The organism is Pelagerythrobacter marinus, from assembly GCF_009827515.1.
Taxonomy (GTDB): domain Bacteria; phylum Pseudomonadota; class Alphaproteobacteria; order Sphingomonadales; family Sphingomonadaceae; genus Pelagerythrobacter; species Pelagerythrobacter marinus.
This window is the reverse complement of sequence record NZ_WTYO01000003.1, coordinates 142,348-156,378: the sequence shown is the minus strand read 5'-3', so window position 1 is coordinate 156,378 and position 14,031 is coordinate 142,348. Positions and strand designations below refer to the sequence as shown.

General features: G+C 68.6%; 14 protein-coding genes. 9 read left to right on the top strand and 5 right to left on the bottom strand.

Annotation, left to right across the window (positions count from 1 at the left end; all coding sequences use genetic code 11):
• Window positions 1-17: 17 nt before the first annotated feature.
• The 5 genes from GRI72_RS07820 to GRI72_RS07800 all read left to right on the top strand — a co-directional run bounded on the left by GRI72_RS07820 (window position 18) and on the right by GRI72_RS07800 (window position 4,765).
• Window positions 18-1,538, top strand: coding sequence for a peptide chain release factor 3 (locus GRI72_RS07820; RefSeq protein WP_160733356.1), 1,521 nt, complete (start codon window positions 18-20; stop codon window positions 1,536-1,538).
• Between the two features lie 86 nt (window positions 1,539-1,624).
• Entirely contained in the window at window positions 1,625-2,215 is a 591-nt protein-coding gene (locus tag GRI72_RS07815) for a pyridoxamine 5'-phosphate oxidase family protein (protein ID WP_160733355.1), read from the top strand.
• Between the two features lie 17 nt (window positions 2,216-2,232).
• On the top strand, window positions 2,233-2,934 hold the full coding sequence (locus tag GRI72_RS07810; RefSeq protein WP_160733354.1) for an endonuclease/exonuclease/phosphatase family protein: 702 nt from the start codon (window positions 2,233-2,235) through the stop codon (window positions 2,932-2,934).
• Window positions 2,935-3,083: 149 nt separating this feature from the next.
• The gene (locus tag GRI72_RS07805; RefSeq protein WP_160733353.1) at window positions 3,084-3,422 is read left to right on the top strand and encodes a P-II family nitrogen regulator; all 339 of its coding nucleotides are present in this window, start codon (window positions 3,084-3,086) and stop codon (window positions 3,420-3,422) included.
• 14 nt (window positions 3,423-3,436) lie between these two features.
• Window positions 3,437-4,765, top strand: a complete 1,329-nt coding sequence (locus GRI72_RS07800) for an ammonium transporter family protein (RefSeq protein WP_160733352.1) — start codon at window positions 3,437-3,439, stop codon at window positions 4,763-4,765.
• Window positions 4,766-4,927: 162 nt separating this feature from the next.
• On the opposite strand, the gene GRI72_RS07795 is transcribed toward GRI72_RS07800, so the two are convergent.
• The 3 genes from GRI72_RS07795 to GRI72_RS07785 are packed head-to-tail and all read right to left on the bottom strand — an operon-like array spanning window position 4,928 to window position 7,896.
• A complete protein-coding gene (locus GRI72_RS07795; RefSeq protein ID WP_160733654.1) occupies window positions 4,928-6,514 on the bottom strand; it encodes a GMC family oxidoreductase N-terminal domain-containing protein in 1,587 nt (528 codons plus the stop codon).
• A 26-nt stretch (window positions 6,515-6,540) separates the two neighbouring features.
• Window positions 6,541-7,488: a sterol desaturase family protein gene (locus GRI72_RS07790; protein ID WP_160733351.1), complete on the bottom strand. Its 948-nt coding sequence runs from the start codon at window positions 7,486-7,488 to the stop codon at window positions 6,541-6,543.
• A gap of 9 nt (window positions 7,489-7,497) precedes the next feature.
• Complete coding sequence (locus GRI72_RS07785) at window positions 7,498-7,896, bottom strand: hypothetical protein (protein WP_202389012.1); 399 nt, start codon at window positions 7,894-7,896, stop codon at window positions 7,498-7,500.
• A 96-nt stretch (window positions 7,897-7,992) separates the two neighbouring features.
• Between GRI72_RS07785 and GRI72_RS07780 the strand changes: the two genes are divergently transcribed.
• Window positions 7,993-9,426, top strand: a complete 1,434-nt coding sequence (locus GRI72_RS07780) for an amidohydrolase (RefSeq protein WP_160733350.1) — start codon at window positions 7,993-7,995, stop codon at window positions 9,424-9,426.
• Window positions 9,427-9,526: 100 nt separating this feature from the next.
• Here GRI72_RS07780 and GRI72_RS07775 read toward each other — a convergent pair whose 3' ends face one another.
• Both GRI72_RS07775 and GRI72_RS07770 read right to left on the bottom strand, forming a co-directional pair.
• A complete protein-coding gene (locus GRI72_RS07775) occupies window positions 9,527-9,967 on the bottom strand; it encodes a protein tyrosine phosphatase family protein (protein ID WP_160733349.1) in 441 nt (146 codons plus the stop codon).
• Window positions 9,964-10,770, bottom strand: coding sequence for a TerC family protein (locus tag GRI72_RS07770; protein ID WP_160733348.1), 807 nt, complete (start codon window positions 10,768-10,770; stop codon window positions 9,964-9,966). The genes GRI72_RS07775 and GRI72_RS07770 overlap by 4 nt, the downstream gene beginning before the upstream one ends.
• Before the next feature lie 251 nt (window positions 10,771-11,021).
• On the opposite strand from GRI72_RS07770, the gene GRI72_RS14850 reads away from it, so the two are divergent.
• From GRI72_RS14850 to argF, 3 genes are all read left to right on the top strand, one after another.
• A complete protein-coding gene (locus tag GRI72_RS14850; protein WP_160733347.1) occupies window positions 11,022-11,759 on the top strand; it encodes a cold-shock protein in 738 nt (245 codons plus the stop codon).
• 121 nt (window positions 11,760-11,880) lie between these two features.
• Window positions 11,881-13,071 (top strand): aspartate aminotransferase family protein, encoded by a 1,191-nt coding sequence (locus GRI72_RS07760; protein ID WP_160733346.1) that lies wholly within the window; start codon window positions 11,881-11,883, stop codon window positions 13,069-13,071.
• Window positions 13,071-14,000, top strand: coding sequence for an ornithine carbamoyltransferase (argF, locus tag GRI72_RS07755; RefSeq protein WP_160733345.1), 930 nt, complete (start codon window positions 13,071-13,073; stop codon window positions 13,998-14,000). The genes GRI72_RS07760 and argF overlap by 1 nt, the downstream gene beginning before the upstream one ends.
• The last annotated feature ends 31 nt before the right edge of the window (window positions 14,001-14,031 follow it).

Here is a 14,031-nt window from a genome sequence, read left to right as displayed (position 1 = left end):
GGCTAGGCGCGCCGGCCATGTCCAATCGCCGCACGTTCGCGATCATCTCCCACCCCGACGCGGGCAAGACCACGCTGACCGAAAAGCTCCTGCTGCAAGGCGGGGCGATCCATCTCGCCGGCGAGGTCAAGGCGCGCGGCGCGGCGCGGCGCGCGCGTTCCGACTGGATGAAGATCGAGCAGCAGCGCGGCATCTCGGTCACCTCCAGCGTGATGACGTTCGAGAAGGACGGCATCACCTTCAACCTGCTCGACACCCCGGGGCACGAGGACTTTTCCGAAGATACCTATCGCACGCTGACCGCGGTCGATTCGGCGATCATGGTGATCGACGCGGCCAAGGGCATCGAGCCGCAGACGCGCAAGCTGTTCGAAGTCTGCCGCCTGCGGTCGGTGCCGATCATCACCTTCGTCAACAAGGTGGACCGCGAAGGCCGTTCGATCTTCGAGACGCTCGACGAAGTGGCCGATGCCCTCGCGCTCGACGTTTCGCCGCAGAGCGCGCCGCTGGGCATGGGCGGGCTGTTCACCGGCGTGCTCGACTTCGCGAGTGGAACGGTGGCCCGGCCCGAAGGGGAAAGCCGCGAGTATCGCGGCAAGCGCGAGGCGCCCGGCGACCTGCCCGCGGACCTGGCGGAGGAGATCGAGCTGGCGCAAGTCGGCTATCCCGAGTTCGACCTCGAGGCCTATCGCAACGGCGACCTGACGCCGGTTTTCTTCGGTTCGGCGCTGAAGAACTTCGGGGTCGAGGAACTGATCGCGGCGATCGCCCGCTGGGCCCCGCCGCCGCGGCCGCAGCCGGCCGGGGACGAAGAGATCGCCCCGTCCCGCGACGAGGTGACCGGCTTCATCTTCAAGGTCCAGGCCAACATGGACCCGAACCACCGCGACCGGATCGCCTTCATGCGCCAGGTGTCGGGCACGTTCAAACGCGGGATGAAGCTGACGCCCAGCGGGCTGGGCAAGCCGATCGCGATCCATTCGCCGATCCTGTTCATGGCCCAGGACCGCGAGCTGGCCGATACCGCGCTGGCCGGCGACATCATCGGCATCCCCAACCACGGCACGCTGCGCGTGGGCGACACGCTGAGCGAGAAGAACCAGGTCCGCTTCACCGGCCTGCCCAACTTCGCGCCCGAGATCCTGCGCCGGGTGGTCCTGCGCGATCCGACCAAGACGAAACAATTGAGGAAGGCGCTCGACGACCTGAGCGAAGAGGGCGTGATCCAGGTCTTCTACCCCGAGATCGGCGGCCAGTGGATCGTCGGCGTCGTCGGCCAGCTCCAGCTCGACGTGCTCGTTTCGCGGCTGGCCGCGGAATACAAGGTCGAGGCGGTGCTGGAACCTTCGCCCTTCGCCACGGCGCGCTGGCTTTCCGGCGATGGCCGGGCGATGGACGAGTTCGAGAGTTTCAACCGCGCCAACCTGGCGCGCGACCGCGACGGCGACCTGGTGTTCATGGCCAAGAGCGCCTGGGACGTGAACTACCAGCAGGAACGCAACCCGGACCTGAAGTTTTCCGCGACCAAGGAACGCTAGGCCGCCCGCGATCGCCCGGGCTTCGGCGCCGGGCCCGCGTGCGGCCAGGGGTGACGGGACGGGGAAGCTGCGGTAGACCGCCTTGCATGGCCGACTTCACCGAAACGCTCACCGAAGCGCACATCGCGATGATCGCGAAGCAGCCGGTGTTCTTCGTCGCCACCGCCGCCGAAGGGGCGCGGATCAACCTCAGCCCCAAGGGGCTCGATTCGTTCCGCATCCTCTCGCCGGAACGGGTGGCCTACCTCGATCTCGGCGGGTCGGGGAACGAGACCAATGCCCACCTCCTGGCCGACGACGACGGCGAGGGCGGGCGCATCACGGTGATGTTCTGCAATTTCGAGCAGCCGGCGCTGATCCTGCGGATCTACGGCCGGGGGCGGCCGGTCCTGCCGGCCGATCCCGACTGGGATGCGCTGGCGGGCCACTTCAGGCTCCTGCCCGGGACGCGCCAGATCTTCGACATCGCGGTGGAAAGCGTGCAGACGAGCTGCGGCTGGGGCGTGCCGCTGATGGAGTTCGAGAAGGAACGGGCGACGCTGGTGAAGTATCACGCCCAAGCGGACCCGCAGACCTGGGCCGAGAAGGCCGGCCGGCGCACGCGCAGCATCGACGGGCTGCCGGCGCGCCCGACCGATCGCTATATCGCCGGGGAGCCGGGCACCGGACCGGCCTGACAGGCGTTCTTCCCCGCGTGCAGCTGACTTTCGCGAGCTACAACATCCACAAGGCGGTCGGGCTCGACCGGCGGCGCGATCCCGACCGGATCATCGCCGTCCTGCGCGAGATCGATGCCGACATCATCGCCTTGCAGGAAGTGGACCGGCGGATCGGCGACCGCGCGAGCGTGATCGCGCGCGCGGCGCTGGACGACACGCCGTGGAAGCCGGTCGCGCTCGCCCGCCGTCCGCGCAGCCTCGGCTGGCACGGCAATGCCATTCTCGTGCGGCGCGGGTTCGACGTGCTCGATGCCGAGCCGCTCGACCTGCCCACGCTGGAGCCGCGCGGCGCGGTGCGGGCCGATCTCGACTGCCACGGCGTGCGGGTGCGCGTGATCGGTACCCATCTCGACCTCTCGGGCCTGCGGCGGCGCGACCAGGTCAAGGCGATCCTCGACCATCACCGCCAGTGCGAGCCCGCCTGCCCGACCGTGCTGATGGGCGATTTCAACCAGTGGGGCACGCGGACCGGCGCGATGCGCGAGTTCGCCGGCGGCTGGCGGGTTCTCGACCCGGGGCGCAGCTTCCCCAGCCGGCGCCCCGTCGCCCGGTTCGACCGGATCGTGACGACCGAGCACTGGCAGGCCGAAGAGGCCCGGGTTCACCACAGCGCCCTCGCGGCGCAGGCTTCGGACCACCTCCCGGTCTGGGCGCGGCTGGATATGCCTAACAAATAATCGCTGCCTATTACGTAGGCACTTCCATGCGCCTAGAAGCGCGTCCCTTGCGCGGCCGGCGGCTGGAAAGACACGAAATTTCGTGTCTGGCACGCGCCTTGCACACTCTGGCGGGCCGGGGGGTTCCGGCGACCAACCAGGGGGGATCGATGAAGTTCATCATCGCCATCATCAAACCGTTCAAGCTCGACGAAGTGCGCGAGGCACTGGCGGGCGTCGGCGTGGCCGGAATGACCGTTACCGAAGTCAAGGGCTTCGGCCGGCAGAAGGGGCAGACCGAGATCTACCGGGGCGCCGAGTATTCGACCAACATGCTGCCCAAGGTGAAGCTGGAGATTGCCGCCAGCGACGACCTGGCGCCGCAAGTGGTCGAGACCATCCAGCAAACCGCCAGCACCGAGGCAATCGGCGACGGCAAGATCTTCGTCGTCGACCTTGCCAGCGCCACGCGCATTCGCACCGGCGAAACCGGCGACACCGCGCTTTGAGGGGGCTATCGCAAATGACCAGCAAACTTCTCTATTCCGCGCCCCTGGCCCTGGCCGGGGTGCTCGCGTCCGCACCTGCCCTGGCGCAGGAGGCCGCCGTTCCCGAGGCCGTCGAGGCGGTATCGGGCGGCACGGCCTATATCTTCAACACGCTGCTGTTCCTGATCGGCGGTTTCCTCGTCATGTGGATGGCCGCCGGCTTCGCCATGCTCGAGGCCGGGCTCGTGCGTTCGAAGAACGTCTCGGTCCAGTGCCTGAAGAACATCGGCCTCTATTCGATCGCCGGCCTGATGTTCTGGGTGATCGGCTATTCGATCGCCTATCCGGGCTTCGAAGGCGGCTTCTTCGGTATCGCCGATTTCCCTTACGGGATGCAGGGCGTGGGTGAAGCCGACACGGGCACCGGCTATTCGGTCGCGTCGGACTGGTTCTTCCAGATGGTCTTCTGCGCCACGACCGCCTCGATCGTGTCGGGCACCGTGGCCGAACGCATCAAGATCGTGCCGTTCTTCATCTTCGTCACGCTGCTGACCGGCTTCATCTATCCGGTTATCGTGAGCTGGGAATGGGGCGCCGGCTGGCTCGACGCGATGGGCTTCTCCGACTTCGCCGGTTCGACCCTGGTTCACTCCACCGGTGGCTGGGCCGCGCTGATGGGCGCGCTGATCATCGGCCCGCGTCTCGGCCGCTACACCGACAAGGGCATGACCGTGTTCCCGGGTTCGAGCATTCCGCTCGCCACGCTGGGCACCTTCATCCTGTGGCTCGGCTGGTTCGGTTTCAACGGCGCATCGCAGCTCGCGATGGGCACCGTGGGCGACGTGTCCGACGTGTCGAAGATCTTCGTCAACACCAACATGGCGGCCGCGGCCGGCGTCGTGGTGGCAATCATCTTCACCCAGCTGCGCTATGGCAAGGCGGACACGACGATGGCGCTCAACGGCGCGCTGGCTGGCCTCGTCGCGATCACCGCCGAACCGCTGACGCCCAATGTCGGCATGGCGATCGTCATCGGCGGGATCGGCGGCGCGCTGCCGGTGATCTTCGTCCCGATCCTCGACAAGCTGAAGATCGACGACGTCGTCGGCGCCATCCCGGTCCACCTGATCGCCGGTATCTGGGGCACGCTCGCCGTGCCGCTGACCAACACCGAAGTGCCCTTCGTGGCGCAGATCACCGGCGTGGTCGCAACCGGCCTGTTCGTCTGCGCGACCTCGGCCATCGTCTGGTTCGCCCTCAAGGCGATCATCGGCGTGCGCCCGAGTGCAGAGGAAGAGATGGCAGGTCTCGACCTTGGTGAGACGGGCATCGAGGCCTACCCGGAATTCGCCCGGGCGACCTGATCACCAGTTCGGCGGGGGCGCCGCCTTCTCTCCTCTCCAGCGGCGCCCCCGCCTTCCCGTGTTCCTCCTGCGAACACCGCCTTTATGGGCCGGGGCCAGCCGCTCCGGCCCATTTTTTGTTCGTGGGGTGGGGCGCCGCCGGGCGGGGATGGCGCCGGGCGGCTAGGCGAGGGCCGCGCGGACGAAGTCGGCGCAGCGTTCGCCGATCATTATGCTGGGGGCATTGGTGTTGCCGCTGACGAGGCGCGGCATGACCGATGCATCGGCGACCCACAGGCCCTCGATCCCTTTCGCCTTCAGCGTCGGATCGACCACGGCGTCGTCGTCGGCGCCCATGCGGCAGGTGCCGACCGGGTGATAGACGGTGTCGGCGCGGTTGCGGATAAGGTCGTCCAGCGCCGCGTCGTCGTCGAGATCGACCGGGTAGCGGTCTTTCGGGCGATAGTCGCGCATCGGCGGCGTATCGACGATGCGGTGCGACAGGCGCACGCCCGCGCGCAGCGTGGCGATGTCGGCCTCGTTGTCGAGGAAGTTGGGATCGATCAGCGGCGCGTCGGCGGCATCGGGGGACGCGAGCCGCACCGTGCCCCGGCTCTCGGGCCGCAGGACGCAGGCGTGGAGCGAGAAGCCGTGGCCCTTCACCTTGGTCCGCCCGTGGTCCTCGAGCATGGCGGGCACGAAGTGCCACTGCACGTCGGGGGCGGGCGCATCGGGCATGACCCGCCAGAATCCGCCGGCCTCGGCATAGGGCGTTGTCATCGCCCCCGTCCGGTGCCGTCGATGTTCGACGATCGCCTTCACCATGCGCCAGGTGCCGGCCAGGCTGTCGCCGATGAAGTCGCGGTTCTCGGTCTCCCAGCTCGATACGTAGTCGATGTGGTCCTGCAGGTCGCTGCCCACTGCCGGCCGGTCGAGCGCCACGGCAATGCCCCGGTCGCGCAAGTGATCGTCCGGGCCGATCCCCGACAGCATCAGCACCTGCGGGCTGTTGAAGGCACCGGCGGACAGCACGACCCCGCCCCGCGCGTGCAGCGTTTCGCGGCGCGATCCGCGGCGGATGGCGACCCCGGTGACCCGCCCCTGATCGATCACCAGCCGTTCGACCAGCGTGCCGGTCAGGATCGCGAGGTTTTCCCGTTCGCGCAGCGGCTCGACATAGGCGCGCGCGGCGGACCAGCGCTCGCCCCCCTTCTGGGTCACCTGGTAGAGGCCGAAGCCTTCCTGTCTCGCGCCGTTGAAATCGTCGTTGCGCGGCAATTGCAGCGCGGCGGCGCTTTCGATGAAGGCCAGGCTGCCGGGGTTGGGCCATTTCTGGTCCGAGACATGCAGCGGCCCGTCGTCGCCGTGAAAATCGCTCGCCCCGCGCGCGTTGTTCTCCGCCCGCCGGAAAAAGGGCAGGACATCGTCGTAAGCCCAGCCGGTGCAACCCAGCGCGGCCCAGTTGTCGTAGTCCCACCGGTGGCCGCGGATATAGAGCATGGCGTTGATCGCGCTCGATCCGCCCAGGCCGCGGCCGCGCGGCTGGTAGCCGGTGCGCCCGTTCAGCCCCTTCTGGGGCACGGTGTCGTAGCGGTAGTTCGCCGCCTTGGGCAGGAAGGGCATCATCCCCGGCGTCTTGACCAGGAAATTGTCGTTGGTCCCCCCGGCCTCCAGCAGGCAGACCCTGCGCGTGCCCTCGGCCGCGAGCCGCCCGGCGACCGCGCTGCCCGCGCTGCCGCCACCGATCACGATGACATCGAATTCCATGATACCCTCTCCTCTCCCGGGAGACAGGGTTAGGCAGCCTCGCCCTCGACTGCAATCGGGTTTTCGTTTGATACCTTTTGCTCGTCCGATAGCGCGCGCTCCTTCCGCGCGCGCCACCGGGCGCGGATCTCGTCGCTCGTCTCGCGGCTTGCGTCGTGCGACCAGCCCGGGGCGCGCAGGAGATAGGAAAGCTTGTGCCGCCAGGGCGCGCGCCGGATGTCGTCGAGCATTGCCGCCCATTCGTGGAACGCCGCCCACAGCAGGTTGAACGAGCCGAGCTGGCGCACGATGCCGTATCGGATCGGTTCGCCGGCGTGCTCAGGCTCGAACGTGCCGAAGAGCTTGTCCCAGACGATGAAGACCCCGGCATAGTTGCGGTCGAGATAGCGCGGGTTGGTGGCGTGGTGCACTCGGTGATGGCTCGGGGTGTTCATCACCGCCTCGAACCAGCGGGGCATCCGTCCGACCGCCTCGGTATGGATCCAGAACTGATAGACGAGGTTGAAGCCCGCGCAGACGGCGATCATGCCGGGATGGAACCCGAGCAGGACGAGCGGCAGCTTGAACGCGAAGCCCAGCGTGAAGGCCCCGGTCCAGGTCTGCCGCAGGGCGGTGCTGAGGTTGTAGTGCTGGCTGGAATGGTGATTGACGTGGCTGGCCCAGAACCAGCGCACGCGGTGGCCCGTGCGGTGGACCCAGTAATAGGCGAGGTCGTCGAGCACGAAGCACAGCGCCCAGGCCCACCAGGCCCAGCCGATATCGAGCAGCCGGTATTCGTAGGCCGCGAAGAACGCCATCAGCGCGGCCCCGCCGAACAGCACGCCCGCGACCGTGCTGCCGAGGCCGAGCGCGAGGCTGGTCAGCGTGTCGCGCGCTTCGTAGGCATCGGGCCGGTGCCGGCGCGCCCAGAGCATTTCCACCAGGACCAGCGCGACAAAGGCCGGGATCGCGTAATCGACGGGAGAAAAATCGGGCATCGCGACGGCTCAAAGCCTCCTGAGGCTGGCGGCCCAGCGCGGCGCCGCGGGGCCGAGGTCGAGCGCGACGCTGCCGAAGCGCCGATCCGCCGTTGCCACGAACAGCAGGCCGCGATCGAGCCGGACGTCGCCGTGCCCGGTCACCAGCCGCCCCGCAAAGCGCGCGCCGTGGCGGCGCAGCAGCAGGACCCGCCCGTCGCCCCCGCGCACGAGCGCCGCCTGCCCGGCGCGGTCGAGGGCGATGTCCTGCGCGTCGAAGCCGTCGATCGCCTCTTCGGCCAGCGCGCGGGCATGGGCCGCGTCGCGAATGCGCGGTTCGCCCCCGAGGCCCAGCCTGTGCGCGAGCGCCGCGAGCGCCAGGATCGCCAGCGCAGAGGCCCCCAGTTGCAGCAGGACGTCGATCTCCATCCGCGCGGGTTTGCCACCTGTCCGCCGGCCTGTCGAGCGAGGGCGTTGCCAGCCTTGCGCTTCGAACCTAGAGCTTGCGGCAACGAGGAGAGACAGATGAAGAAAGCCGCCCTTCTGACCGCCCTTGCCGGGGCCCTGGTGCTGTCGGCCCCCCGGCCGGCCCTGGCCGAACAGTTCGATGCCGTCGGCGCGGTCGATGCCCAGTACGATCGCACCGCGCGGGTTGCGCGCCAGCTGTGGGAATGGGCGGAAGTCGGCTACCAGGAAACCCGGTCGAGCGAGCTGCTCCAGGCGGAGCTGGCCGCCAACGGCTTCACCGTCACCGCGGGCGTGGCCGATATCCCGACCGCGTTCGTCGCCGAATACGGCAGCGGCGGCCCGGTAATCGCGATCCTCGGCGAATTCGACGCCCTGCCCGGGATCAGCCAGTCCGACGCGCCGACCCGCGAGCCGGTCGCCGGGCTCCACGCCGGCCACGCCTGCGGGCACAACCTGTTCGGGGCCGGCTCGCTGACCGCGGCGATCGCGATCGCGCAGTGGCTGGACGCGACGGGCACCCCGGGGCGCGTCCGTTTCTACGGCACGCCTGCGGAGGAAGGCGGATCGGGCAAAGTCTACATGACCCGCGCCGGCCTGTTCGACGATGCCGACTTCGCGATCCACTGGCACGCCGGCGACGAGAACAGCGCGGCGGCCAACACCAGCCTCGCCAACCGTTCGGCCAAGTTCCGCTTCCACGGCCGCTCCGCCCATGCCGCGGGCGCGCCGGAGCAGGGCCGCTCCGCGCTCGACGGGGTCGAGGCGATGAACATGATGGTCAACATGATGCGCGAACACACGACGATGGACGCGCGCATCCACTACGTCATCACCGAAGGCGGCACCGCGCCCAACGTGATCCCCGATTTCGCCGAAGTGTTCTATTACGTCCGCCATTCCGACCCGGCCGAGGTGGAGGCGATGTGGGAACGGCTCGAGGCCGCGGCCGAAGGGGCGGCGATGGGCACCGGAACCCGGGTCGAGTGGGAGGTGATCCACGGCAACAACCCGCTGCTGGTCAACCAGTCGCTGGCCCGGATGATGGACGCCAAGCTGCGCCAGGTCGGCGGGGTCGAATATACGCCGCAGGAACGCGCCTGGGCGGAGGAACTGGCCGCCAGCCTGGGCGACGCGGCCCGGCCGCTGGCGGTCGCCAGCGAGATCCAGCCTTACGAGACTTCGCTCGGCTATGGCTCGACCGACGTGGGCGACGTGTCGTGGGCGACCCCGACCGTGGGCGTGCGCACGGCGACCTGGGTGCCGGGCACCGCGGCCCATTCGTGGCAATCGGCAGCGGCCAGCGGGACGACGATCGGTTTCAAGGGCGCGCAAGTGGCGGCCAAGGCGATGACGCTTGCCGCGATCGAGCTGTTCACCAACCCCGACCTGCGCGAACGCGCGCGGGCCGAGTTCACCGCGGCCCGCGGCGAAGGATACGAATATCGCTCCCTGCTGGGCGACCGCGACCCGCCGCTCGATTACCGCAAGTAACGCCGGCGCAGGCCCGGCCGGCAAGCGGGCGGGGCCTAAGAGTGAGCCGGACCTGAAAGCGGGCCGGGCCTGAACGCGATGGGGCGGGCGTCCGGCCGGGTCAGCCCCTGGCGCGCGCCGCGAGCATGTCGATCGCCGGGCGCACCGGGGCCACGTCGTATCCCGCGGCCTGCGCGGCGGCCGCAATCTCTTCCGGGTCGCGGCCGGCGCGTGCCTGGGCGAGCGACCATAGAAGAGTGGAGCGCGTACCCGACCGGCAATAGGCGAGAACCGCCCCTTGGGCGCTTTCCAGCGCCTCTGCCATCGCTTCCACCTGCGGTTCGCCGAAGCCGGCCCCGCCGACGGGGATCGCGCGGTAATCCATCCCCGCCTCGCGCGCGGCGGCCTCTATCCGGGCGCCGGGGGGCTGGTCTTCGGCCTCCCCGTCGGGGCGGTTGTTGATGACCAGCGTGACCCCGGCCCCGCGCGCCGCGGCGATGTCGTCCGGGGTGATCTGGGGGCTGGCGAAGACTGTCTCGCTCAGGCGGCGGAAACCGGTCATCCGGCATCTCCCTTCGGCGCAGCGGTGCGGCGCTTGCGCTGGATCATGTTGAGGATCTCCACCCCGACCGAGAAGCCCATGGCCGCGTAGATGTAGCCCTTGGGAACGTGGAAGCCGAAGCCGTCGGCGATCAGGACGAGGCCGATCATGACCAGGAAGGCCAGGGCCAGCATGACCAGCGTCGGGTTCTTCTCGATGAAGCGGGCCAGCGGGTCGGCGGCGACCATCATCACCGCGACGGTGACGACGACGGCGGTGACCATGATCGGGATCTCGTCGGTCATCCCCACCGCGGTGAGGATCGAATCGACCGAGAACACGATGTCGATCGCCACGATCTGCGCGATGACCGTGCCGAAAGTGGCCTTGGCCGCGTCGGCCACGCCGGGCGTCTTGTCCAGCAGGTCGCCCGAATTGTCCTCCGGCTCCATCGAGTGGTGGATTTCCTTGGTCGCCTTCCACAGCAGGAACAGCCCGCCGACCAGCAGGATCAGGTCGCGGCCGGAGAAGGCGGTTTCGAAGCTCGGCTCGCCATAGGCATTGGGCGCGCCCTGCAGGCCCAGGTCGAACAGCGGCGTCTGCAGGGTCACGATCCAGCCGATCAGCATCAGCAGGCCGATTCGCATGACGAGCGCCAGCGTCAGCCCGATCCGGCGCGCCCGCTGCTGCTGGTGTTCGGGCAGCTTGTTCGAAAGGATCGCGATGAAGATCAGGTTGTCCACGCCCAGCACGACCTCGAGCGCGATGAGCGTCAGCAGGGCCGCCCAGGCGGCGGGGTCGGAGAGAAGTGCGACGATGTCCATGCCCGGCTGATGCCTCAAGCCCGGGTGGCGTGCAAGCCGCTCGGCAATGCGAAAATGTCACAATTTTGCTTCATCGAGGGGCGAGCCGTTAAATCGTTCGCGCAGGATCGCTTTCTGCGCTATGATCGGCTTCTGACAGGTGGGGATACCGGCGGGATCTGCGCGGTTCGGACACCACATGACCTCGCAGGGACCCGCCCGCCCGCGAGGCATGGAATTGCTAGGGGCGGTGCGAAGGTACGTTGTTGGTTATGGGTTATGATAGAGGCCGCCGGGGTCGCGGACGCGACAAGCGCGATGGTTTCGGTGAAGACGGTTTCGATCCCTTCGGTGGTGGACCTCCCGGAGATTTCGGCCAGGGTGGTTTCGGCGGCGGCGACCGGTTCGGTGGCGGTGACCGTTTCGGCGGTGGCGGCGATCGCTTCGGCGGCGATCGGGGCGGTCCGCGCGGCGGCGGTGGCGGCGGGGGCGGTTTCAACCGCATGCCCGCGCAAGTCGTCGGCACCGGCAAGGGCACGGTAAAGTTCTTCAACAGCCAGAAGGGCTTCGGCTTCATCCAGCAGGAAAGCGGCGGCGAGGACGTGTTCGTGCACATCAGCGCGGTCGAGCGTGCCGGCCTCCAGGGGCTGGGCGAAGGGCAGGAGCTCGAATTCAACCTCGTCGATCGCGGCGGGAAGATTTCGGCGCAGGACCTGCAGATCGTGGGCGACGTGGTTCCCGTGCAGGCGCGCGGCGGCGATCGCGGTGGCGCGCCGCAGCGCGAGCTGACCGGCGAAAAGGCCACCGGCACGGTCAAGTTCTTCAACTCGATGAAGGGCTTCGGCTTCCTCGTGCGCGACGATGGCCAGCCCGATGCCTTCGTGCACATCAGCGCGGTCGAACGCTCGGGCCTGTCCGCCATCAACGAGGGCGAACGGTACGAATTCGATCTCGAGGTCGATCGACGAGGCAAGTACTCGGCGGTCAACCTGGTGCCCGTTCAGGGCTGACCTGCCAGCTTTCCGCCCGGCGTTTGACCGGGCGAATGCAAGAACCTAAACGGTGCGAATGGCGGCTCTGCGGGGCCGCCATTTGTCGTTTCCCAACTGCCGAATCGCGAAGGAACCGCCGATGTCGATCACGCCGCTCATGCCTGTCTATCCGCGCTGCGGAGTGCGCCCCGTGCGCGGCGACCACTGCCACCTGATCGACGAGGACGGCACCCGCTATCTCGATTTCGCGAGCGGCATCGCGGTCAATCTCCTCGGCCACAGCCACGAGGGGCTGATCGGCGCGATCCAGCGCCAGGCGGCGACGCTGATGCACGTGTCGAACCTCTACGGCAGCCCCCAGGGCGAGGCCCTGGCGCAGCGGCTGGTGGACAAGACGTTCGCCGATACCGTCTTCTTCACCAATTCGGGGGCCGAGGCGGTCGAGTGCGCGATCAAGACCGCGCGCGCCTATCACCAGGCCGGCGGGAACGAGGACCGGCACGAGCTGATCACCTTCACCAATGCCTTCCACGGCCGTACGATGGCCACGATCAGCGCCTCCAACCAGGAAAAGATGCACAAGGGGTTCGCCCCGCTGCTCGGCGGCTTCCGCTACGTCGAATTCGACGACCTCGCCGGCGCCGAGGCGGCGATCGGCCCGGCCACGGCCGGATTCCTGGTCGAGCCGATCCAGGGCGAGGGCGGCATCCGTCCCGCCTCGCAGGAATTCATGACCGGGCTGCGCCGCCTGGCGGACGAGCACGACCTGATGCTTGTCCTCGACGAAGTGCAGTCGGGCGTGGCCCGCACGGGCAAGCTCTACGCGCACGAACACTACGGCATCGATCCCGACATCCTCGCCACGGCGAAGGGGATCGGCGGGGGCTTCCCGCTCGGCGCCTGCCTCGCGACCGAGAAGGCCGCGCGCGGCATGACGTTCGGTACACACGGTTCCACATATGGCGGCAACCCGCTGGCCATGGCCGCCGGCATGGCGGTGATGGACGCGGTCGCGAACGACGAGTTCCTCGCCGAAGTGACCGAGAAGGGCGAGCGGATCCGCTCGCGGCTCGAACAGTTCATCGGCAACTATCCCGAGCTGTTCGAGCTGGTTCGCGGGACCGGCCTGATGCTCGGCATCCGGATGAAGGTCGAAAGCCGCCCGTTCTTCGTCCACTTGCGCGACAAGCACCAGCTGCTGACCGTCGCCGCGGGCGACAACACGCTGCGCGTCCTTCCGCCGCTCGTGATCGGCGATGCCGAGATCGACGAGTTCTTCGAGAAACTTTCGGCCGGCGCGGCGGATTACCAGGTCCCCGAGGCCGGGTGATGGCGGTGCGGCATTTCCTCGACTTGTGCGATGCGGGGGCCGATGCCCTCGCGGCGATGATCGACGATGCCCAGCGGCGCAAGGCGGCCCGGGCCGACTGGCCGCGCGGCCGGGCCGATGCCGATGCGCCGCTGGCCGGCCATGTCCTCGCCATGGTGTTCGAGAAGAATTCCACCCGCACGCGCGTCAGCTTCGATATCGCCATGCGCCAGCTGGGCGGTTCGGCCCTGGTGCTCGATTCGGCATCGAGCCAGCTCGGGCGCGGCGAATCGATCGCCGATACCGCGCGCGTGCTCAGCCGCATGTGCGATGCGATCATGCTGCGGACCGACGACCACGCCAAGGCGGAGGAGATGGCCCGTCATGCCAGCGTGCCGGTCATCAACGGGCTGACCGATCGCTCGCACCCGTGCCAGACGGTGGCCGACCTGCTGACGGTGATCGAACATGGCAAGCCGCTGCCCGGTCTCGAACTCGCGTGGTTCGGCGACGGCAACAACGTGCTGCACTCGCTGCTGGAGGCGGCCGGGCTGTTCCGCTTCAACGTGCGCGTCGCGACGCCGCCGGGCTACGAGCCGGAGAGCGAGTTCGTCGAGCTGGCGCGCGCGGGCGGGGCGCAGGTCTTGCTGACCGGCGATGCCGCGGCGGCGGCGGATGGCGCCGATGTCGTCGTCACCGATACCTGGGTGTCGATGGGACAGGACCACGCGGCGGAAAAGCTGGCGGCCATGGCGCCGTTCCAGGTGAACGAGGCCCTGATGGCCCGCGCGAAGGACGACGCGCGCTTCCTGCACTGCCTGCCCGCCCATGTCGGCGACGAGGTGAGCGAGGGCGTGTTCGAAGGGCCGCAGTCGGTCGTGTTCGACGAGGCCGAGAACCGCATCCACGCGCAGAAATCGGTCCTGCTCTGGTGCTTCGGCCGGCTCTGACGGGCGCGCGCCTTACTTTCCCCGGCGCAGG